The sequence below is a fragment of the Micromonospora sp. DT233 genome (genome assembly GCF_049841815.1).
Taxonomy (GTDB): Bacteria; Actinomycetota; Actinomycetes; order Mycobacteriales; family Micromonosporaceae; genus Micromonospora.
On the sequence record NZ_JBNCLB010000015.1, the window covers coordinates 12,185 to 31,795 of the forward strand.

The following is a 19,611-nucleotide window of genomic DNA, read 5'->3' on the forward strand; positions in this document are numbered from 1 at the left end:
GTCACTCCTTGTCCGTTGAAATGATCTTGGTCCAGGCGGCGAGCTCTTCGGCCACCTCGACTGGCAGGCCGGCGGGAAGCTCCGACCGGCCCTTGAGGAAGGTCTCGAATCGGTCGATCACGTCGTCGGCGCAACCGCGCCGGGACAGCCCCACCCGGTTGACCCCGCTGACCCGCGCGGGGTTGCCGACGGTGATCGTGAAGGGTTCGACGGCGCGGCGCACGGCCGAGCCCATCCCGACCATCGCGCCCGGCCCGACCTGACCGCGCTGGTGGACCACGGTGCCCATGCCGATGTTCGCCCAGGACCAGACGTGGGTGTGCCCGCCGAGCTGGACCGCGTCGGAGAGGGTCACCGCGTCGTCGAGCACGCAGTCGTGGCCGACGTGGCTGCGCGCCAGCAGGTAGCAGCCGTCGCCGATCCGGGTGGTCTCCTGAGTCCCCTGGTTGACGGTGACGAACTCCCGGATGACGTTGTTGTCACCGATCACCACACCACCGCCGTCGGGCTCGCCGTCCCAGGCCGTCGGGTGTGGCCCGCCCCGGTACTCGGCCGGCGTCCCGACCACCACGTGCGGAGCGAACCAGTTGCCGTTTCCGATCCGGCAGGGGCCGACGATGACGCTGTAGGGGCCGACGACGTTGTCGTCGCCGAGCTCCACGTCAGTGCCGATCACGGCGGTGGGATGGATTTTGTTGACCATGCATGTCCGCCCTTGGCCTTCGGCCGAGCGGATCGTAGCCGCCCGTGACCGGTTGGGTTTCGGTCGGCCAGCCTACCGGACCGAGAAGCGGCGGCCGGCTCCCGGGATCGCTGCTCCCGGCGCTCTGCCCCGCTTCGGTCGGCCGTTCGGAAGGGCGCAGGCAGGGCGTTCGTTGCGCTGGCGGGAATGTCCCGGGGAGCGGGCGGTCCACGGTGGCCCCCGAGGTGTTGAGGTAGCGTGGCGAGGCACGGCCGGGGTCGCTCCGGCTGGTACTCACCATTTGGTCTAGATTCATCCCCGGTGACGCCGTTCCCCGCCGCAGCCAATAGGAGCTACCCACCGTGCGGATCGCTGTTGTCAACAACTTCTTCCCACCTAGGCCGGGCGGCAGCTCCCACCTGGCCGCCGGGCTGGCGGCGCGGTACGCGGCGGCGGGTCACGAGGTGCTGGTGCTGACTGCGGCGTACCAGGACGCCCCGGCGGAGGAGGAGCGTGACGGGTACCGGCTGGTCCGCCTGCCCGCGATGCCGATGCCGCAGCTCGGCCTCGCGATCGACTTCGACATGGCGTTCACCTTGGCCCGTCCGGGTAACCTGCGCCGGGTGACGCGCCTGCTGGACGACTTCAGGCCGGACGTCATTCATCAGCACGGGCAGTTCTTCGACCTGACCTGGCTCTCCGGCTGGTACGCGCGCCGGCGCAAGGTTCCGGCGCTGCTGTCGGTGCACACGCGGCTCGAAAGCCCGGACCCGAAATACATGGCACTGTTCAAGGGCCTGGACCGGTTCGTGGTCAAGCCGATCCTGCGTCGCTACCGCCCGCGCTACGTGATCATGGATGAGTTGTCCGGCGCATACTGCGCGAAGCGGTACCTCGCCACCCGGGACGAGTTCGAATACATTCCCGTCGCGGTGGAACCGATCCGATTCGCGGGCCCTCCGACGCGCGACGTCCGCGCCGACTACGGCATCGGTGACGACCCGCTGATCGTCTCGCTCGGGCACGTGATCCAACTCCGTCACCGGCTGCCCCTGATCGAGGCCCTTCCCGCGATCCTGGCCAAGCACCCACGGACCAGGGTGATGATGGTCGGCCGGGTCTACTACGACGCGTTCCTCAAGCGGGCGGCCGAGCTGGGCGTCTCCGACGCCGTCATCAGCACCGACGCGGTGCCTCCCGGCGATGTGCCGTCCTTCTTCGCCGCTGCGGACATCGTGGCCCACGACCTGCAGGGCGGCGGCTTCGGCACGGCGAGCCTGGAGGCGATGGCGTCGGGCCGGGCCACGATCGGCACGGTGACCGAGACCAACTTCCCGGCCGTACGCCTACGCAACTGGGAGAACTTCGTGCTGGTCCGGCCGAACGACTCGGCTGACCTCGCGAACGCCGTGATCCGGCTGCTCGATGAGCCGGAGGAGCGGGAGTGGATTGCCAAGCGTCAGCAGGAGCTGGTGTTCTCGCACTTCACCCTCGACGTGGTCAGCCGCCAGCACCTCGACGTCTTCGAGCGGATGGTGGGGGAGCGCGCGTGACGATCTTTTCCGACGACGAGCGCAGCAACCGTCTGCGGCCCGGCATCCTGAACGACTTCGTCGGTGGCTTCCTCAACGACGTGGAACGGGCGCGGTACCTTGGCCTGCCCGAGACGACCCGGATCCGTGAGCGGACGAAGATCGTCAGCCCGGAGAACCTCGTCATGGGTGAGCACTGCTGGATCGGGGAGAACACGGTTCTCGACGCCAGCGGCGGCCTGGAGATCGGCGAGCACACCAGCATCGGCCTGAACTGCCTGGTGTTCACCCACTCCAGCTGGTTGGCGAACATGATGCTGGAGAACCACTCCGGCAGCGATCTCATCGAGCGCAAGCCGGTGCGGATCGGCAAGGGTTGTTTCATCGGTGGCAACAGCGTGATCATGATGGGAGTCACCATCGGTGACTGCGCCACGGTCAGCCCGCTGTCGGTGGTGACCAAGGACGTTCCGGCCTACAGTCTGGTCTCGGGCAACCCGGCGCGGGTCTTCCAGCGCTACGACGAGAAGCACATCCAGGCTGAGGCCGAACGTGTCCGCGCGGAGAACGCCGCCCGGCGGGCGGAGGCGCAGGAGCGCGGGGAGACGACGGTCTGGGGCTCACCCGCCGGGCACCGCGACCCCGCCGGGCACCGCGACGGACAGTGACGAAACCTACCCATCCAAACGGAGTACATGCGACATGCCCCTCAGCGACCGTCTGCGCACCGTCTTCGTGGAAGCCCTGGAGCTTCCCGAGGGCACCGATGTGGAGAACCTCAACTACCGCGACATCGACCAGTGGGACTCCCTCGGCCACATGACCCTGGTCGCCGCGATCGAGGACGAGTTCGAGGTCCAGCTCGACACCGAGCAGGTCATCGACATGAGCAGCTTCAAGGTCGCCCTCGACACGCTGCGGGGTCTCGGCGTCGATGAGTGAGCTGACCGGCCGGGTGGCCCTGGTCACCGGCGGCACCCGTGGCATCGGCCTGGCCACCGCACGGGCTCTGGCTGGGGCGGGCGCCACCGTCGTGCTCACCGGCCGCGACGCCGACCGAGCCGAGGCGGTGGCCAAGGAGTTCGGCGCGCACGGGCTGGGCCTGGACGTGGCCGACTTCGACGCGGTGGGCGCCACGGTCAAGCGGGTGACCGCCGAGCACGGCGGGCTGGACGTGCTGGTCGCCAACGCCGGGATCATGGAGAGCGGGCTGCTCGGCATGCTTCGCGCCGACGACGTGCGCCGCACCCTGGACGTGAACGTCGCCGGGGCGGTCGCGGCCGTCCAGGCCGCCGGCCGGGCGATGGCCCGCAAGCGCAGGGGGGCCGACGGCACCGAGCGCAGGGGCGGGGCCATCGTGCTGCTGGCCTCGGTGGTCGGCACGTACGGCGCGGCCGGCCAGTCGGTGTACGCGGCGTCGAAGGCCGCCGTCGCCGCACTGGCCCGCTCCGCCGCGCGGGAGCTGGGTCCCCGGGGCATCCGGGTCAACGCCGTCGCGCCCGGGGTGATCCGCACCGACCTGACCGCCGCGCTGCCGGCCGAGGTGCTGGACCGGCAGGCGTCGGCGGCCGCGCTCGGCCGGTTGGGCGAGCCCGACGACGTGGCCGACGTGATCCGGTTCCTCGTCGGCGACGCGGCCCGCTACGTGACGGGGCAGGTGCTCGGCGTCGACGGGGGGCTCGTGCCGTGAGCCTGATCGCCCCGACCGCCCGGCTGGTCGACGCCGCCACCGGGGCGGTCCTCGGCGGGCCCGACCTCGCCGCCGAGGCCGACCGGCACGCCGCCGCGTACGCCGGGTTGCCGCCCGGGGTGGTCTTCGCCCGCAGCGGCACCACCGTCGCGGCGGTGCTGCGCTACGCCGGCGCGTGGCGCGCGGAGCGCCCGGTGGCGCTGCTCGACCCGGGGCTGGACCCGGCCGTGCTGGCCGACTTCGTCGGGCGCTTCGCCCCGGCGGTCGTGGTGGGCCTGGCCGAGGGCGGCGCGGGCGACGACCCGGGCGGGCTGCCCGAGGGCTACCGCGCGGTCGACGACCCGACGCTCGGGCCGGTCTGGGTCCGCGAGCGGGCCGGCGCCGCCGAGCCGCACCCGGACCTGGCCGTGCTGCTGGCCACCTCCGGGTCCACCGGGGACCCGAAACTCGTCCGGCTCTCCCGCGCCGCCGTGGCGTCCAACGCCACGGCGATCGCGCGGGCGCTGGCCATCGGCCCGGACGAGATCGCCCCGACCAGCCTGCCGCTCTACTACAGCTTCGGCATGTCGGTGCTCAACAGCCACCTGGCCGCCGGGGCGACCGTGCTGGTCGTCGACGGCGGGGTGCTGGCCCGCGAGTTCTGGCAGGCGGTACGGGAGCACGGCGCGACGTCGCTGGCCGGGGTGCCCTACAACTACGAGATGCTGCACCGCATCCGGTGGAACCCGGCGACGTACCCGTCGCTGCGTACCCTCACCCAGGCCGGCGGGCGGCTGCGCGACGAGCTGATCCTCGCCTTCCACGACAAGATCGCCGCGACCGGCGGCCGGTTCCACGTGATGTGGGGCTGCACCGAGGCGGGCCCCCGGATGAGCACCCTGCCGGCGGACGCGCTGCCCGAGCGGGTCGGCTCGGTCGGCCCGGCGCTCGACGGCGGCGCGTTCACCGTGCTCGGCCCCGACGGCGCGGAGACCGACCGTCCCGGCGTCGTCGGCGAGCTGGTCTACCGGGGCCCCAACGTGATGATGGGGTACGCCGAGAACGCCGCCGACCTGGCCCGCGCCGACGAACTGGGCGGGGTGCTGCGCACCGGGGACCTCGGCCACCTCGACGCCGACGGGTTCGTCTGGCTGCGCGGCCGGCTCAAGCGGTTCGGCAAGGTCTTCGGCATCCGGGTCAACCTGCACGACATCGAGGAGCTGGCCCGCGACTCAGGGCCGGTCGTCGCGGTCTCCGGCCCGGAGAAGGTGGTGCTCTTCGCCGAGCGGATCACCGCCGACGACGCGAAGGCCCTGGCCGGGCGGCTGGCCGAGCGGCTGCGGCTGCACCGTTCCGGCTTCGACGTGCGTACCGTCGAGCGGTTGCCGCAGCTGCCAAACGGCAAGATCGATTACCGCTCCCTGGAGGCGCTGGTATGACCCTGTTCACCCTCGACCAGGCGGCCCGGGAGGCGAAGCTGCTCCCGGAGCTGGTCGAGCTGACCGAGCACCACCGGGCCCGCAGCCCCGAGTACGCCCGGCTGCTGGCCTCCCTCGGCCACCCGGCGGGCCGCCGCTACGACCGGGTGGCCGACCTGCCCTGGCTGCCGGTGCGGCTGTTCAAGCACCACATCCTCAAGAGCATCGCCGACGACGAGGTCTTCAAGGTGCTCACCTCCTCCGGCACCACCGGCGACGTCAGCCGGATCTACCTCGACCGCGAGGCCGCCGGGGTGCAGCAGAAGATGCTCTCCGCCACCCTCGGCGCGGTGATCGGGTCGAAGCGGCTGCCGATGCTGCTGGTCGACACGAAGGCGCTCTTCGCCAACCGCAGGTCCTTCTCCGCCCGGGGGGCCGGCGTGCTCGGCCTGATGAACTTCGGCCGCAACCACACCTTCGTCCTCGACGAGCAGGAGCGGCCCGACCCGGACGCGGTGCGCGCCTTCCTCGACCGGCACGGCGACCAGCCGTTCCTCATCTTCGGCTTCACCTTCATGACCTGGCTCTACCTCTACGAGCTGGCCCGTGAGCACCGGCTGGACCTGAGCAACGGCATCCTGATCCACAGCGGCGGCTGGAAGAAGCTGGCCGACCGCGCGGTCGACAACGCCGAGTTCCGCCGCCGCTTCACCGCCGAGACCGGCCTGACGCGCATCCACAACTTCTACGGCATGGTCGAGCAGATCGGCACCACCTTCCTGGAGGGGCCGGACGGCGGCGGGCTCTACTGCCCCGACTTCGCCGACGTCATCGTCCGGGACCCGCACACCTGGCAGGAGACGCCCGTCGGCGTCCCCGGGGTGGTGCAGGTGGTCAGCACGATGCCCCGGTCGTACCCGGGTCACCTGCTGCTCACCGAGGACCGGGGGGTGGTGCGCGGCGTCGACGACGGGGCCTGGCCGGGCAAGCGGTTCGAGATCCTGGGCCGGCTGCCCCGCGCCGAGGCGCGCGGGTGCAGCGACACGTTCGCGGCGGTGGCGGCATGAGCGGCAAGGTCGTCGAGCGCTTCCCGGCCGGCGGCACGCTCGCCGTCGACGACCTGGTCGCGGCGGTGCGCGCCGCCCCGGCGGGCGGCCCGCTGACCGTCGGCGACGAGCGGGTGGTGGAGTTCCTGGTGGCGTTCGCCCGGCGGCTGCTGCGCCCGGCGGTTGCCCGCCGGCACCCGGAGCTGGCCTCGCTCGGCTTCTTCCTGCGCCGGGGCGAGATCGCCCGGACCTTGGCCCGGGTGGCCGACGAGCCCGACCGGCTGCACTTCCCCCGCGGGCTGGTCCTGCACGTGCCGCCGGCCAACGTGGACACCATCTTCGTCTACTCGTGGGCGCTCTCCGCGCTGGCCGGCAACGCCAACGTGGTCCGGATCTCGTCCCGCTCCGCCGGGGCCGCCGACGCGGTGCTCGACGCGCTCGGCGACACCCTCGCCGACGCCCACGAGGTGATCCGGCAGACCCAGCGGATGGTCACCTACGGCCGCGACGACGCGGTGACCGCCGCGTTGTCGGCCGCCGCCGACCTGCGGGTGATCTGGGGCGGCGACCGGTCGGTCACCGAGATCCGCCGCCACCCGCTCGCCCCGCACGCCCGCGACCTGACCTTCCCGGACCGGTCGTCGTTCACCGTGCTCGGCGCGGCCGGCTGGCTGGCCGCCGACGAGTCGGCCCGCGACGCCGCCGCGCTCGGCTTCTACAACGACTCCTACTGGTTCGACCAGGCCGCCTGCGCCTCGCCGCGCACCGTGTACTGGGTCGGCGACCCGGCCGCCACCGAGTCGGCGCGCGCGGACCTGCTGGCCCGGCTGCGTACGGTGCTCGACGGCAAGCGCCCGGAGATCGACGCGGCGATGGCGGTGGAGAAGCGGGTGGCGACCTACGGCCTGGCCCTCGAGGGCGTGGCGACCGCCGTGCACTTCGACGGCAACGACCTGGCGACGGTGGAGCTGGCCACGCCGGGGGACATTCCGCGCCGCTGGCTCGGCGTCGGGACGTTCCCGCAGGCCCGGGTCGACGCCCTCGCCGACCTCGCGCCGCTGGTGGTGCGCCGGGACCAGACCGTCACCCACTTCGGCTTCACCGCCGAGGAGCTGGTGGCCTTCGCCCGCGCCCTGGGCGGCCGGGGGGTGGACCGGATCGTCCCGGTCGGCGACGCGCTGAGCTTCGCCGCCACCTGGGACGGCTACGACCTGATGCGCGAGTTCACCCGGCTCACCACCGTCGTCACCCGCTGAGCCCCGCCCGCCACCGGCCCGGTCGCCGGTCAACCGGTGGTGGGCGTCGCCTCCGCCGGCGCCCCGCCGCCCCGGCGGAGCTGGCGTACGCCGGAGAGGGCGGCCAGGCCGGCGGCGAGGACGTCGGCGATGGTGAAGATGAGCCGCGACGCCAACGCGATGCCCATGGCCGCGCCGACGCCGCCGCTGCCGACCAGGAACGGGGCCAGCGTGGCGACCAGCACCGCCTCCCGCACGCCGAGCCCGGAGGGGGAGAGGAAGGCGAACATGCCCACGGTCATCGCGATGGCGAACGACCCGACGCTGCGCAGCAGGCCCTCCGCCCCGGGGGCGGCCTGGGCGTTGGCCAGCAGCCACAGGTGCAGGCCGAACAGGGTGTAGCCCAGGGCGCTCCAGCCGACCACCCGCAGCACGCCCGGCCAGGTCAGCCGGTGTTGCAGCGCCGGGCGGCGCAGCACCTTCAGGGCGAGCTGCACCAGGGCGGTGAGCACCCGGGGCACCGCGCAGACCAGCGCCACCGGGAAGAGCGCAGCGACGATCCAGAGCGCGACCCGCACCGACTCGGCGTACGTGGAGTCACCACCCCCGGCGGCGTCGCGCAGCGCGGGCAGGGCCAGCAGCCCCAGGCCGAGCGCGGCGGTCACGCCGAGCCCCACACTGACCAGGGTGGCCAGGAAGGCGCGGGCCCGGGGCAGCCCGGCCCGTCGGCTCAGCTCGACCTGCAACACGTACGCCCAGACGCTGCCGGGGATGTACTTGCCGAGCTGGCCGACCAGGCAGATGCGCAGCGCGGCGGGGATCGAGACCCGGTGCTCCAGGTCGTCGACGGCGGCCCGCCAAGCCATCGTGTTGGCCACCATCCCGGTCAGCGCGGCAAGGACCGACAGCGCCACCGACTGCCAGGCCAGCCCGAGCCAGGTGGAGCGGACCTGCGGCCACTGGTCGACGACGCTCCACGTCATCCCGGCGACGATGGCCGCGATGACGACGACGCGCAGCCCCAGCGAGAGCCACCGCTTCGAGGCGGCGGCCGGGGCCGGGGACGGGGCGGCGGGGGCCGGCGAGCCTGCGGCGGCGACGTCCCTGCGCGAGGCGGTCTCCACCATGCGTCACGTGCCTCCAGGTCGCGTCCTGCCCGTAACGGACAGTGGGATGGGTCACCGGAAGGTACTACCCTAGCCTGGGCCGAAAGTCCGCCCCCCCGGCCGCGCACTACCCGGCGTGCCGTCCGCCGCGCCGCCCCGGGCACCCCCGTTCCCGCCCCCACCTCGCTGTTACCGTGCTGGCGGCCCCCGACGACCCGCAAGGAGCGCACCGTGATCCCGATTTCCGTCGTCCGCCTCGACGAGCAGGCCGAGCAGCTGGCGGTGGAGGTGATCCGCTCGGGCCGGCTGGCGCAGGGCCCGATGGTCGCCCGGTTGGAGCACGAGTTCGCCGCCCTGGTCGGGGTGGAGCACGCGGTGGCGGTCAACAACGGCACCACCGCCCTGGTCGCCGCCCTCCAGGTGTGCGACCTGCGGCCCGGCGACGAGGTCGTCACCAGCCCCTTCACCTTCGTCGCGACGCTCAACGCGATCCTCGAGGCCGGCGCCACCGCACGCTTCGCCGACATCCGCGAGGACGACTTCTGTGTGGACCCGCAGGCCCTCGCCGCCGCCGTGGGCCCGCGCACGAAGGTCCTGATGCCGGTGCACCTCTACGGCCAGCCGGCCGACATGGACGCGATCGTCCCGCTGGCGCAGCGGCACGGCCTGGGGCTGGTGGAGGACGCCGCGCAGGCGCTGGGGGCGGGCGTCGGCGGCCGGGGCGCGGGCGGCTTCGGGCTGGGCGCCTTCTCGCTCTACGCCACCAAGAACCTCACCACCGGTGAGGGCGGCATGATCACCACCAACGACGCCGGTCTCGCCGACCGGCTGCGGGTGCTGCGTAACCAGGGCATGCGCCAGCGCTACGAGTACGAGGTCGCCGGGCACAACTACCGGCTCACCGACCTGCAGGCGGCGCTGGGCATCCCGCAGCTCACCACGTACGGCGACAACGTGGCGCGGCGTCGGGGCAACGCGGCGCGCCTCACCGCCGGCCTCGCCGACGTGGCGGGGCTGCGCCTGCCGGCCGAGCTGCCGGGCCGCTCGCACGTCTGGCACCAGTACACGGTGCTGGTCGGCGAGGACGCGCCGGTCACCCGGGACGAGGTGATCGCCCGCCTCACCGAGCAGGGCGTCGGCTGCGGCATCTACTACCCCAGGACGGTCTACGACTACGACTGCTACCGGGAGCACCCCCGGGTGGTCGCCGACCCGGCCCCCGTCGCCGAGCGGGTGGCCCGGCAGTGCCTCTCCCTGCCGGTGCACCACCACCTCGCCGACGGCGACGTGGACCGGATCATCGAGGTCGTCCGCAAGGCGGTGGGCGCGTGAGCGCCCCGGTGCGCGTCGCGCTGGTCGGCACGGGCGTGATGGGTTCCCTGCACGCCCGGGTCGTCTCCGAGTCGCCCCGGGCGACGCTGGCCCGGGTCGTCGAGCCCCGCGAGGCCGTCGGCCGGCAGATCGCCGACCGGTACGGCGCCGGCTGGGTGCCCGACCTGGCCGACCTGGCCGGCATCGACGCGGTGGTCGTCGCCGCCCCCACGGAGTTCCACCACGACCTCGCCGGTCAGATCCTCGCCACCGACACGCCGCTGCTGATCGAGAAGCCGGTCTGCGGCAGCCTGGACGCCACCGAGGAGGTCGTGGCGACCGCCGAGAAGCGCGGCGTGCCGCTGCTCTGCGGGCTGCTGGAGCGCTTCAACCCGGCGGTGCTCACCGCGCTCGCGCTGGTCGACAACCCGGTGCACTTCACGGCGGTGCGGCACTCCCCGTACGCGCCGAGGATCCGCACCGGCGCGGCTTGGGACCTGCTGATCCACGACGTGGACCTGGCGATCCGGGCCTTCGGCGGCGACGAGCCGACGGCGGTACGCGGCGTGCTGGGCCACTTCCACCCGGATTCGCTGCCCGGCGCGGAGGATGTGGCCGAGGCCCTGCTGACCTTCGGCGGCACCGCCCTGGCCAACGTCTCCGCGAGCCGCATCGGCCAGCGCAAGGTCCGGACGCTGGTGATCAGCGAGGTCGACCGGCTGATCGAGGCCGACCTGATCCGTCGGGACGTGACGATCTACCGGCACGTTTCGCTGGACGCGGCGACGCCGGACGGCCGGGGCTACCGGCAGCAGAGCATCATGGAGGTCCCGGAGTTGATCACGAACCGGGAGCCGCTGGCCGCCCAGCTCGACCACTTCCTGGACATCGTCGCCGGCGTCGCCGACGCCGACGTCGAGCGGCGGCGGATCCTTCCCCCGCACCGCGCCGTGGGCCGGCTCTTCGCCGCCGAATCCCGCTGACGCCCCGCCGCGGGGCCCGTGTCGTCCGCTCCGGGCGGCGAGCCCGGTCGGGTAGGCTGCCGACCGTGCGCCGGGCCGCCCGCCGGCGATCCACGCCGGTGAAGTGCCGCCCGGCGGCGCATCTGTTGACTCTGACTCGACGAGGAACAAGGAATACCCCGTGCCGAAGGTCGTAGCGGACGCCCTGGCGGCGGAGGACCCGCGCGAGCCGGGCGAGCAGCCCACGCCCGAGCACCAACCCGCGCCGGCCCACCCGCAGCAACCGTCGGCACCAGGTGAACCGCAGGCGGACCCGACGGTGCGGCTGGAGCAGCCGCCGGCCGCAGCCGGCGAGTCGGCGGACCCGACGGTGCCGCTGGACTCGGCGGACCCGACGGTGCGCTTGGTGTCGCAGCCGCCGGTTCCGGCCGACCCGCCGTCGTCGGTTCCGGCCGCCCCGCAGCAGGAGCCTGCGGAAGCCGATCCGCCGTCGCCGGTCGCGCCGGGAGAGGCGTCGCTACCGGCGCAGGTGGAGTCGCCGGAGGTCGCGCCGGGCGAGACCGCCCCCGTGGTGTCCGGTTGGCGGCGGGTCGCGGCGGCCGTCGGGGGCTTCGTGGGGGCCCTCCCGCGCCGGATCACCGACTCCGCCGTGCTGGCCTTCGCGCTCTTCACGGTCCTGTACCACGCGGCGTTCCTGCTCGAGCTGCGACCGTCGACGATCTTCCTGACCTGGCTGGTCTGCTGTGCCGGGCTCGCCGTCCTCGCGCCGGTCCTCGGGGTGCTCCGGGCCGTACGCCGGCGGCGCAGGGCACGGACGGCCGCGCCCGCCCCAACGCCCGCGCCCGAGCCCGCCGCGTCGCGCCGCTGGTGGTGGTGGCTCGCCCCCATCGGCACCGGCCTGCTGGGCATCGGCGCCGCCATCCTCGCCGGGGTGGGCGGCATCGTCTCGTGGTGGGTGCCGGTGCTCCTCGGGCTCGCCGCCGCCGTCGGCGGGGCGCTGCTGGCCCGCCGCACGTGGTTGGAGCGGACCGCCGCCGACGAACCGGTCGCCACGCCCTGGCAGGCGCTCTACGTGCTGCTGATCTCGGCCGGCGTCGCCGTCTCCTCCCTCTACATGGCCCGCAACACCCCCGACGACGTGTTCTACGTCGGCAAGTCGGTGTGGGTGGCCGAGCGGGACATCGTGCCGCTGCGCGACTTCCTGTTCACCGAGAACGTGGCCGCGCCGCTGAGCACGCAGCCGCCGATCGCCTCGATCGAGGTCTTCGCCGGGGCGCTGGCGCGCTTCCTGGGCCTGCACGCCGGCGACGCCACCTGGTTCGTGCTGCTGCCGGCGCTGGCCGTGCTGGCGGTGCTGGCCCTGTGGCGGCTGGTGCACCGCTGGGCGCCCCGCCGGCCGGTGCTGGCCTTCACGGTCGCCCTCGCCTACCTCTACCTGGTCGTCGGCTCGGACGCCTCGCTCGGCACCTTCCACCTGCCCCGGCTCTACGAGGGCAAGGGCATGTTCGTCTCGGCGGTCGTCCCGCTGATGTGGGTCTACCTGACCGACTGGTTCGAGTCGCGGTCGAAGTGGAAGCTCTTCCTGGTCTTCGCGCTCTCCGTGGTGGCGACCGGGCTGACGTCGACCTCGGCGATCATCCTGCCGCTGCTGGTCGGCGCGGCCGGGCTGGCGATGCTGCTGGTGGGCCGCTGGCGCTCCGCGCTGGCCGTGGGGATCGTCGCGCTGCTCTACCCGGCCGGGTCGGTGGTGGTGTCGCGGCTGGTGCTCGGGCCGGTCACCGAGGCCGGCGGGGAGACGCAGTTCTTCGACGCCGAGGGCACCTACCGCCGTACCCTGCTGGTCGGCACGCTCGGCGTGATCGGCGGCCTCGCCCTCTGGCTCGGGCCCCTGCTGGTGCGGCGGCGTACCCCCCGGCTGCTGGCGGCCGGCGCGGCCGTGACCATGACCGTGCTCTTCGTGCCCGGCGTGCTGGAGTGGCTGGCCGACGTCACCGGCGTGCCGGCGGTGCTGTGGCGGGTGCCCTGGATCCTCGCCCTGCCCGGCCTGATCGGCATTCTCTGCACCATCGGGCTGCCCCGGCTGAAGTGGTCCTCCCGGCTGGCCGGCGCCATCGTCGCCGGCCTGCTGGTCTTCTCCTTCACCAGCTACGGCGTGCCGATGTGGGACAAGGGGAGCTTCATCGAGGTGGCCCCGCGTCCGCTGTGGAAGCTGCCGCAGCAGCGGCTGGAGATCGTCCGGTGGATCGAGGGGCTGCCCCGGCAGCCCGGGCTGCTGCTCGCCCCGTCGACGCTGATGCGGACCGCGCCGATCGTCAGCAGCCGGCTGCGGGTGGTCAACCCCCGCGCCGGCTACCTGATCGAGTACGACCAGAACTCCGACTTCGTCCGCGACCGGCAGCGACTGACCGCGTTCGCCGACGGCACGGCGATCCCGCCGCTGCCGGAGCTCTCGGCGTCGATCGAGCGGCTGGACGTCACGACGATCTGCGTGTACTGGATCAACCTGGAGGCCAAGGCGGCGCTCAGGAAGCTCGGCTACGAGCAGTACGCCCGACGCTTCGCCCCCGGCGCCGTCCGGTGCTTCCGTAAGTGGGAGTGAGTGGCGGCGGATGGGGCGGGGCGGCGACCGGCCGATCAGGGCCGGCAGGGGCGGTAGGGATCCATTGGGTAGCAACGGGATGAAGGTCGCAATACCCGAATATGGATTCGTGTCCGCCTCGCGTTAAGGTCTGGGGAACCAGTGGGGCGTCAGGCACGGCGACGGATGGTCCCCGCGGTCAGTCACGCGCGTGAGCTCCGGTGCCCGGTGGGGCCGGAGCTGTCGCCGATCTCGTTGGGGGAGAGTAAACGTTGTTCGGCAAGTTGATCGGACCGGCGGGAGTGGCCGCACGCGGTGCCGTGCTGGTGCTGTTCTACCTGATCGCCCTCGTCTCGGGGGCGCTGGGCGCGACCTGGTTCTTCGCGGTGGGCGCGGCCCTCGCCATCGCCGGTGAGTTCGTCCTGGCCCGCTGGTCGCCGGTGACCCTGACCCTGTTGGAGAAGGTCGGCCTCAACCGCGTCTATCGCCAGCTCGGCCGGGACGTGGCCACCGCCCTGCTCGTCGTCGCGGCGCTGCGTCCGGAGACGACGGAGCTGGTCGTGGCCCTGTTGCTGCCGGTCGTGGTCTGGGTGATCGCGGTCTTCTCCGGGGCCCTGAACCGGATGATCACGCGGCGCAACCCCGTCTCCGCGCTGGTGCGCAACATCGACCTCGGTCCCATGCGCGCGGCACCGACCCCGCCGCAGTGGGCCGCCGGTGTCGTCGGCGAGCGGCTCGCGGTGATCAACGTGCTGCTCGTCCCGGCGGTGGTGATCGCCGCGGCCTCCGACAGCGTGGTGCCGATGCTGGTCGCGGGCGTGGTCGCGGTGGTCGCCGCGGCGGTGGCCGGTGGCATCGTGGCGCTGACCTGGCTGCGCGGCCGGGGCATGGGGAAGAACCCGGTGCTGCCGGCGGTGCAGCAGTGGCTGGACAGCTACCGCCCCGAGGTGGCCTTCTACTTCGCCGGGCCGGCGAAGGACGTCTACCAGGCCAACATGTGGCTGGCCCCGACCGAGGCCCTCGAACGCCGCGCCGTGGTGCTGATGCGCAGCCGGGAGGCGTTCAACGAGCTGGCCGACACCCGGCTGCCGGTGATCTGCGTGCCGGCCGGCGTCGACTTCATGAACCTGGAGCTGGGCAGCGTCCGCGTCGCCCTCTACGCGGCGAACGTCGGCGCGAACATCCACATGCTGCGCGAGCCGGGCATGAAGCATGTCTTCGTCGGCCACGGCGACAGCGACAAGCAGGCCAGCGTCAACCCGTACAGCAAGGTCTACGACGAGGTGTGGGTGGCCGGCCTGGCCGGCCGGGAGCGCTACGCCCGCGCCGGGGTCGGCGTGCTCGACGCCGACATCGTCGAGATCGGCCGCCCGCAGCTGGCCGGCGTGCACACCTTCGGCGCCCAGTCGATCGACCGCCCCTTCACGGTGCTCTACGCCCCGACCTGGGAGGGCTGGCTCGACGACGACCCGTTCCACACCTCGCTGGTGGCGATGGGGGAGCGGATGATCCGGGGCCTGCTCGCCATCCGGCCGGCGGTGCGGCTCATCTACAAGCCGCACCCGCTGACCGGCACCCGCTCCAAGGAGGCCAAGGCGGTCCACGAGCGGGTCGTGGAGCTGATCCGGGCCGCCGGTGGCGACACCGAGGCCACCTCGCTCGACGGCCCCGGTCACCGGGTGGTCACCGGCCGGGTCCCGGCCCTGTTCGACTGCTTCAACCAGACCGACTTGCTGATCAGCGACATCTCCAGCGTGGTCTCCGACTTCGTGCAGAGCCAGCGGCCGTACATCGTGGCGAACCCGAGCGGGCTGCCCGAGGACGAGTTCCGCCGCAACTTCCCCACCTCGCGGGGGGCGTACCTGCTCTCGGCCGACTGCGGCGAGCTGGAGAAGATCGTCGCGGTCACCCGGGCCGGCGACGACCCGATGACCGAGGCCCGTCGGGAGCTGAAGGTCTACCTGCTCGGCCCGAACGAGCCGAACTCGATGGACCGGTTCCGCCAGGAGGTCGTCCGCCTCTGCGGCTGAGCCGCCCGGCGATTCCGTTGCGACGCACGGGGCCCCGACGACCACGGTCGTCGGGGCCCCGCCGCGTTCGCGCCCCCCGGGCCGGGGGCAGCCGTCAGAGCTGCGTCACCACGACGTCCACCGCCCGGGGCCGACCGGCCGCCGTCGGGTGCTCCACCACCGGGTACTTCAGGTCCCGCAGCGCCGCCACCAGCTCGCCGGCGCGGCGCGGGCGGGCCCCGGCGGTGAGCAGGTCGCGCACCAGCCGCCCCTTGGTGGCCTTGTTGAAGTGGCTGACCACCGAGCGGACCGGCCCGTCCGGGGTGTCCCGCTCGTGCAGCACCCGCACCGTCACCGTCCGCTCGGCCAGCTCGCCGCGCGGGGTCCAGGTCGCCGCGTACGCGCCGGAGCGCAGGTCCAGCACCGCGCCGCCGCCGGCCGCCGACTCCATCGCCGGGGCCAGCTCCCCCCGCCAGTACGCCGACAGCGCCCCCACCCCCGGCAGCCGCGCCCCGATCGGGCAGCGGTACGGCGGGATCCGGTCGGCCAGCCGCACCGCCCCCCAGAGCCCGGAGCTGATCAGCACCGACCGGCGGGCCGCCCGCCGCGCCGGCTCCGGCAGCGTGGCCAGGTCCAGGGCCTCGTAGAGCACGCCGGTGTAGATCCGGCCCGCCTCGGCGGTGGCAGCCCGCTCCAGCCGGGCGTTGCGGCGCAGCTCCCCGGCCAGCCCCGGGGTCAGCCCCAGCGCGTCCAGGGCCGCCGTGGGGTCCGGCCCGGCGCTCAGTTCGACCAGCGCCGCCAGCACCCGCGCGCGGGCGTCGGTCAGCTCGGGCAGGTAGAGCCGGCCCAGGTCCAGCCGCCGGCCCGTGCCGGCGTCGGCCTTCCCCTCCGAGGGCGGCAACAGGATCAGCATGTCGGTCGACTCCTCGCTCCGCCGACGGGTCCACGCCCCGCCGGTCGGGCCAGCGTACGACCTCCGCTCAGCGCCACGGCCGCACGGCCGCCTCCGGGTGGTACACGCGATAGCCGCCGACCTCGGCGACCAGGGCCGCCCCGGCGCGGGCCCCCAGCAACTCGCGCAGCCGCCGGTCGGCGGGGGAGTCGGCGGTGAGCACGTACCCGGGGCGCTCGGCCCGCCCCACCTGCCGCCAGTAGGGGCGGTACCGGTTCTGCCCCGGCGTCAGCGCCCCGTCGAGCACCCCGCAGATCACCTCCTCGCCGGTGGTGAAGATCAGCCGGTTGCAGGTCCAGTACTCCCCGTACACCGTGCGCAGCCCCGCCCGGCGGACCGTGTCGGCCAGCTCCCGGGCCCGGCGCTCCTCCGCCCGCACCGGCCCGAGCCCGACGAGGAACCCGCCGGTGGCGACGACCGCCGTGGCGGTCAGCGCGGCCAGCGCGACGGCCGCGACCAGCCCGCCGCCCAGCCGGCCAGCCGACCCGCCGACCGCCCCCGCCGCGCCGCGCGGCCTCCGCCGGGCCGGTCCGCCGGGGCGGTCCCGCCCGTGGGCCGGGTCCGCGCCGCCGGGCCGGAGGCGGGCCGCCGCCCGCCACAGCGGCCAGAGCACCACCGGCAGCGAGAGCTGCAACACCGACAGGTAGCGGGCGTTGTGCAGCGGATCGGTGGCGGCCAGCGGGCTGCGGACGTACGCGGCGAGGGTCAGGGCGGCCCCCGCGACCAGGGCGAGCTGCGCCGCCGCCCCGACCCGGTCGCCGCCGGGCGCTGCGGTGCCGTCCCGGTCGCCGGCGGACGCGGCGGGGCGGTCCCCTTCGCCGCCGGGCGCGGTGGCCCGGGGGCCGGCGGCGCGGCGGTACGCGACCAGCGCGAGCGCCGCGGCGGCGGCCAGCAGCACCGGGTAGAGCAGCCCGAACCACTGCTGCCAGCGGGCGCAGCCGTCGGCGGGGCAGAGCCCGGTGGCCAGCGGTACCCCCTGGGTCAGCCCGCCGCGCACCCGGTCGAGCAGCGGCGGGACCGCGCCGGCCGCCCCGCTGATCCGCCGCAGCACCGACAGCGAGTCCTGCCCGGCCGGCGCGCGCAGGTTGTCGACGATCAGCGGGGCCGCCCCGGCGGCGAACCCGGCCAGCAGCAGCGCCCCGGACCAGCCCAGCAGCTCCCGGCGCAGCACCCAGGCCAGCAGCGCCCCGGCCACGGCGAGGTACGGCACGATCAGCCAGTCCGACCAGAGCGCCAGCCCGGCCAGCAGCCCGGCCGCCCCGGCCGCGAGCCGTCGGGCCCGGATCCGCCCGTCGGCCAGCCCCACCGCCACCAGCAGCATCAGCGCCACCGCCGGCTTCACCTCGGGCCGCCCGCCCACGGCGGTCAACTGGTCGCGCAGCACCCGCTCGGGACCCAGCGCCAGCAGCCCGACGACCAGCACCGCGAACCACGGCGCGCAGATCCGGCGGGTCAGCCGGTACATCGCCCAGACGAAGAGCGCCCAGAGCGCCAGCACCGGCAGCCGCAGCGCCGGCCAGCTCGGCCCGGCCACGGCCAGCAGCGGGGCCGCCAGGTACGACTCGGCCGTGCCCATGTAGCGCTGCCCGTACAGGAAGACGGGGTGTTCCCGGCCGGTGGCGACGTGCAGCGCGGCCAGCCCGAAGGTCGCCTCGTCGCTGTTCGACGAGGGCACGGTGAGCAGCGTGAGGACCAGCCGGTAGCCGAACCCGGCCAGCCCGAGCAGCAGCGCGGCCAGCGCCGGCCGGTCGAGCGCCGGTCGCCACCGCCGGTTGAGCCGCACACCTGTCGACACGACCAACGCCCCCGTCGTCGCCCCGACCGGAGTCTGTCACGTACGCGATACAGCGCGGGGCGGATCGGCCCGTCCCGCCCCTGGTAGCGCCTCGCGTGGCCGTGCTCGCCGGGGTGTGGCAGGGTGGCAGCGTGCCACCGACAACCGCCGGCGAACTGGCCGTACCGCAACTGCACCGCGCCGCCCGATTCGAGGACGCGCTGCACAAGCTCGCCGAGCGTCGGCTGCGGCGCACCGGCTGGCAGACCAACATCATCGCGTACGCCGGGTACGGCGCCCCGGGTTGGGCGCGGGTGCTCTGCCGGGTGCTGCTGGGCCGCCCCGACACCCGCGCCGGGCAGCGCCTGGAGAAGGTGCGCGGCTGGCGCAGCTTCACCACCCTGCCGGCCAAGCACATGACGGTGACCATCGAGGCCGGCGGGGTGACCCACGAGGCGAAGGCCGACCGCAGCGGCTTCGTCGACACCGTGGTCGAGGCCGATCTGACCCCCGGCTGGGCGTCGGTGCGGCTGAGCGCCCCAGACGCCGAGCCGGTGCAGGCGCTGATCCGGGTGCTCGACCCGAACGTGCGCTTCGGCATCCTCTCCGACATCGACGACACGGTCATGGTGACCGCGCTGCCGCGCCCGCTGCTGGCCGCGTGGAACACCTTCGTCCTCGACGAGCACGCCCGTAATGCGGTCCCCGGGATGGCGGTGCTCTACGAGCGGCTGGTCACCGCCCACCCCGGCGCCCCGGTCTGCTACCTCTCCACCGGCGCGTGGAACGTCGCGCCCACGCTGACCCGCTTCCTGTCCCGGCACCTCTACCCGGCCGGGCCGCTGCTGCTCACCGACTGGGGGCCGACGGCCGACCGCTGGTTCCGCAGCGGCCGGGAGCACAAGCGGGCCACCCTGGAACGGCTCGCCCGGGAGTTCCCCGACGTGCGGTGGCTGCTGATCGGCGACGACGGCCAGCACGACCCGGAGATCTACCGGGAGTTCGCCGCCGCCCATCCGGAGAACGTCGCCGGGGTGGCGATCCGCCGACTGTCGCCCACCCAGTCGGTGCTGGCCGGCAGCCTGCCCGCCCCGTCGGGCAGTTCCTCGTCGGGGCCGGTGGGGCAGAAGTGGCTCTCCGCCCCGGACGGCGCGGGGCTGTGGAAGCTGCTCCGCGAGGCCGACCTGGTCTGAGCCTCCTGCGCCGGGCTCGGACCGCCGCGGCCTCGTGATCAACACCGGATGCGGTATACGGCGGTTTCCGGCTGCGAGGAAGCCGCCATATGCGGCATATCGAGCCAGGCGGGGCGGTCGCCCTGTGGCCGCCCCGCCGTCGAC

16 protein-coding genes are annotated in these 19,611 nt (G+C 74.0%); 12 read left to right on the forward strand and 4 right to left on the reverse strand.

The window, feature by feature from the left end; translation table 11 throughout:
• Position 1: 1 nt before the first annotated feature.
• Positions 2–703, reverse strand: coding sequence for a UDP-N-acetylglucosamine acyltransferase (locus ACLQ2V_RS24000; RefSeq protein ID WP_425720824.1), 702 nt, complete (start codon positions 701–703; stop codon positions 2–4).
• A 341-nt stretch (positions 704–1,044) separates the two neighbouring features.
• Here ACLQ2V_RS24000 and ACLQ2V_RS24005 point away from each other — a divergent pair, with 341 nt between their 5' ends.
• Genes ACLQ2V_RS24005 through ACLQ2V_RS24035 form a run of 7 tightly spaced genes read left to right on the forward strand, consistent with a single transcriptional unit; the run spans position 1,045 to position 7,603 of the window.
• Positions 1,045–2,235, forward strand: coding sequence for a glycosyltransferase family 4 protein (locus ACLQ2V_RS24005; protein ID WP_425720825.1), 1,191 nt, complete (start codon positions 1,045–1,047; stop codon positions 2,233–2,235).
• Positions 2,232–2,882 (forward strand): acyltransferase, encoded by a 651-nt coding sequence (locus tag ACLQ2V_RS24010; protein WP_425720826.1) that lies wholly within the window; start codon positions 2,232–2,234, stop codon positions 2,880–2,882. The genes ACLQ2V_RS24005 and ACLQ2V_RS24010 overlap by 4 nt, the downstream gene beginning before the upstream one ends.
• A 34-nt stretch (positions 2,883–2,916) precedes the next feature.
• Positions 2,917–3,156 carry an acyl carrier protein gene (locus ACLQ2V_RS24015; protein WP_425720827.1) on the forward strand — a complete coding sequence of 80 codons (240 nt, stop codon included), beginning with the start codon at positions 2,917–2,919 and terminating at the stop codon, positions 3,154–3,156.
• Positions 3,149–3,904 carry an SDR family NAD(P)-dependent oxidoreductase gene (locus ACLQ2V_RS24020; protein ID WP_425720828.1) on the forward strand — a complete coding sequence of 252 codons (756 nt, stop codon included), beginning with the start codon at positions 3,149–3,151 and terminating at the stop codon, positions 3,902–3,904. Before ACLQ2V_RS24015 ends, ACLQ2V_RS24020 begins: the two co-directional genes overlap by 8 nt.
• Positions 3,901–5,322: an AMP-binding protein gene (locus ACLQ2V_RS24025; RefSeq protein WP_425720829.1), complete on the forward strand. Its 1,422-nt coding sequence runs from the start codon at positions 3,901–3,903 to the stop codon at positions 5,320–5,322. Before ACLQ2V_RS24020 ends, ACLQ2V_RS24025 begins: the two co-directional genes overlap by 4 nt.
• A complete protein-coding gene (locus tag ACLQ2V_RS24030; RefSeq protein WP_425720830.1) occupies positions 5,319–6,368 on the forward strand; it encodes an acyl-protein synthetase in 1,050 nt (349 codons plus the stop codon). The genes ACLQ2V_RS24025 and ACLQ2V_RS24030 overlap by 4 nt, the downstream gene beginning before the upstream one ends.
• A complete protein-coding gene (locus tag ACLQ2V_RS24035; protein WP_425720831.1) occupies positions 6,365–7,603 on the forward strand; it encodes an acyl-CoA reductase in 1,239 nt (412 codons plus the stop codon). The genes ACLQ2V_RS24030 and ACLQ2V_RS24035 overlap by 4 nt, the downstream gene beginning before the upstream one ends.
• Positions 7,604–7,632: 29 nt before the next feature.
• Here the strand turns inward: ACLQ2V_RS24035 and ACLQ2V_RS24040 are convergent, their stop codons facing one another.
• Entirely contained in the window at positions 7,633–8,709 is a 1,077-nt protein-coding gene (locus tag ACLQ2V_RS24040; RefSeq protein WP_425720832.1) for a lysylphosphatidylglycerol synthase transmembrane domain-containing protein, read from the reverse strand.
• 210 nt (positions 8,710–8,919) lie between these two features.
• Here ACLQ2V_RS24040 and ACLQ2V_RS24045 point away from each other — a divergent pair, with 210 nt between their 5' ends.
• The 4 genes from ACLQ2V_RS24045 to ACLQ2V_RS24060 all read left to right on the forward strand — a co-directional run bounded on the left by ACLQ2V_RS24045 (position 8,920) and on the right by ACLQ2V_RS24060 (position 15,569).
• Entirely contained in the window at positions 8,920–10,020 is a 1,101-nt protein-coding gene (locus ACLQ2V_RS24045; protein ID WP_425720833.1) for a DegT/DnrJ/EryC1/StrS family aminotransferase, read from the forward strand.
• Positions 10,017–10,982 carry a Gfo/Idh/MocA family protein gene (locus tag ACLQ2V_RS24050; protein ID WP_425720834.1) on the forward strand — a complete coding sequence of 322 codons (966 nt, stop codon included), beginning with the start codon at positions 10,017–10,019 and terminating at the stop codon, positions 10,980–10,982. The genes ACLQ2V_RS24045 and ACLQ2V_RS24050 overlap by 4 nt, the downstream gene beginning before the upstream one ends.
• Before the next feature lie 160 nt (positions 10,983–11,142).
• Positions 11,143–13,560, forward strand: coding sequence for a DUF6077 domain-containing protein (locus ACLQ2V_RS24055; RefSeq protein WP_425720835.1), 2,418 nt, complete (start codon positions 11,143–11,145; stop codon positions 13,558–13,560).
• Positions 13,561–13,811: 251 nt separating this feature from the next.
• A complete protein-coding gene (locus ACLQ2V_RS24060) occupies positions 13,812–15,569 on the forward strand; it encodes a CDP-glycerol glycerophosphotransferase family protein (protein ID WP_425720836.1) in 1,758 nt (585 codons plus the stop codon).
• Positions 15,570–15,663: 94 nt separating this feature from the next.
• Here the strand turns inward: ACLQ2V_RS24060 and yaaA are convergent, their stop codons facing one another.
• Together yaaA and ACLQ2V_RS24070 are read right to left on the reverse strand one after the other, a co-directional pair.
• Positions 15,664–16,461 (reverse strand): peroxide stress protein YaaA, encoded by a 798-nt coding sequence (gene yaaA, locus ACLQ2V_RS24065; protein ID WP_425720837.1) that lies wholly within the window; start codon positions 16,459–16,461, stop codon positions 15,664–15,666.
• A 67-nt stretch (positions 16,462–16,528) separates the two neighbouring features.
• On the reverse strand, positions 16,529–18,301 hold the full coding sequence (locus tag ACLQ2V_RS24070) for a hypothetical protein (RefSeq protein ID WP_425720838.1): 1,773 nt from the start codon (positions 18,299–18,301) through the stop codon (positions 16,529–16,531).
• Between the two features lie 125 nt (positions 18,302–18,426).
• Between ACLQ2V_RS24070 and ACLQ2V_RS24075 the strand changes: the two genes are divergently transcribed.
• Positions 18,427–19,467, forward strand: a complete 1,041-nt coding sequence (locus tag ACLQ2V_RS24075) for an App1 family protein (RefSeq protein ID WP_425720839.1) — start codon at positions 18,427–18,429, stop codon at positions 19,465–19,467.
• Positions 19,468–19,611: the final 144 nt, after the last annotated feature.

What these genes read in the sequence shown, in the direction of transcription:
- ACLQ2V_RS24030 (WP_425720830.1), top strand. Translation starts at nt 5,319, where the DNA reads ATGACCCTGTTCACCCTCGACCAGGCGGCCCGGGAGGCGAAGCTGCTC.
- yaaA (WP_425720837.1), bottom strand. Translation starts at nt 16,461, where the DNA reads ATGCTGATCCTGTTGCCGCCCTCGGAGGGGAAGGCCGACGCCGGCACG.
- ACLQ2V_RS24000 (WP_425720824.1), bottom strand. Translation starts at nt 703, where the DNA reads ATGGTCAACAAAATCCATCCCACCGCCGTGATCGGCACTGACGTGGAG.
- ACLQ2V_RS24015 (WP_425720827.1), top strand. Translation starts at nt 2,917, where the DNA reads ATGCCCCTCAGCGACCGTCTGCGCACCGTCTTCGTGGAAGCCCTGGAG.
- ACLQ2V_RS24035 (WP_425720831.1), top strand. Translation starts at nt 6,365, where the DNA reads ATGAGCGGCAAGGTCGTCGAGCGCTTCCCGGCCGGCGGCACGCTCGCC.
- ACLQ2V_RS24020 (WP_425720828.1), top strand. Translation starts at nt 3,149, where the DNA reads ATGAGTGAGCTGACCGGCCGGGTGGCCCTGGTCACCGGCGGCACCCGT.
- ACLQ2V_RS24040 (WP_425720832.1), bottom strand. Translation starts at nt 8,709, where the DNA reads ATGGTGGAGACCGCCTCGCGCAGGGACGTCGCCGCCGCAGGCTCGCCG.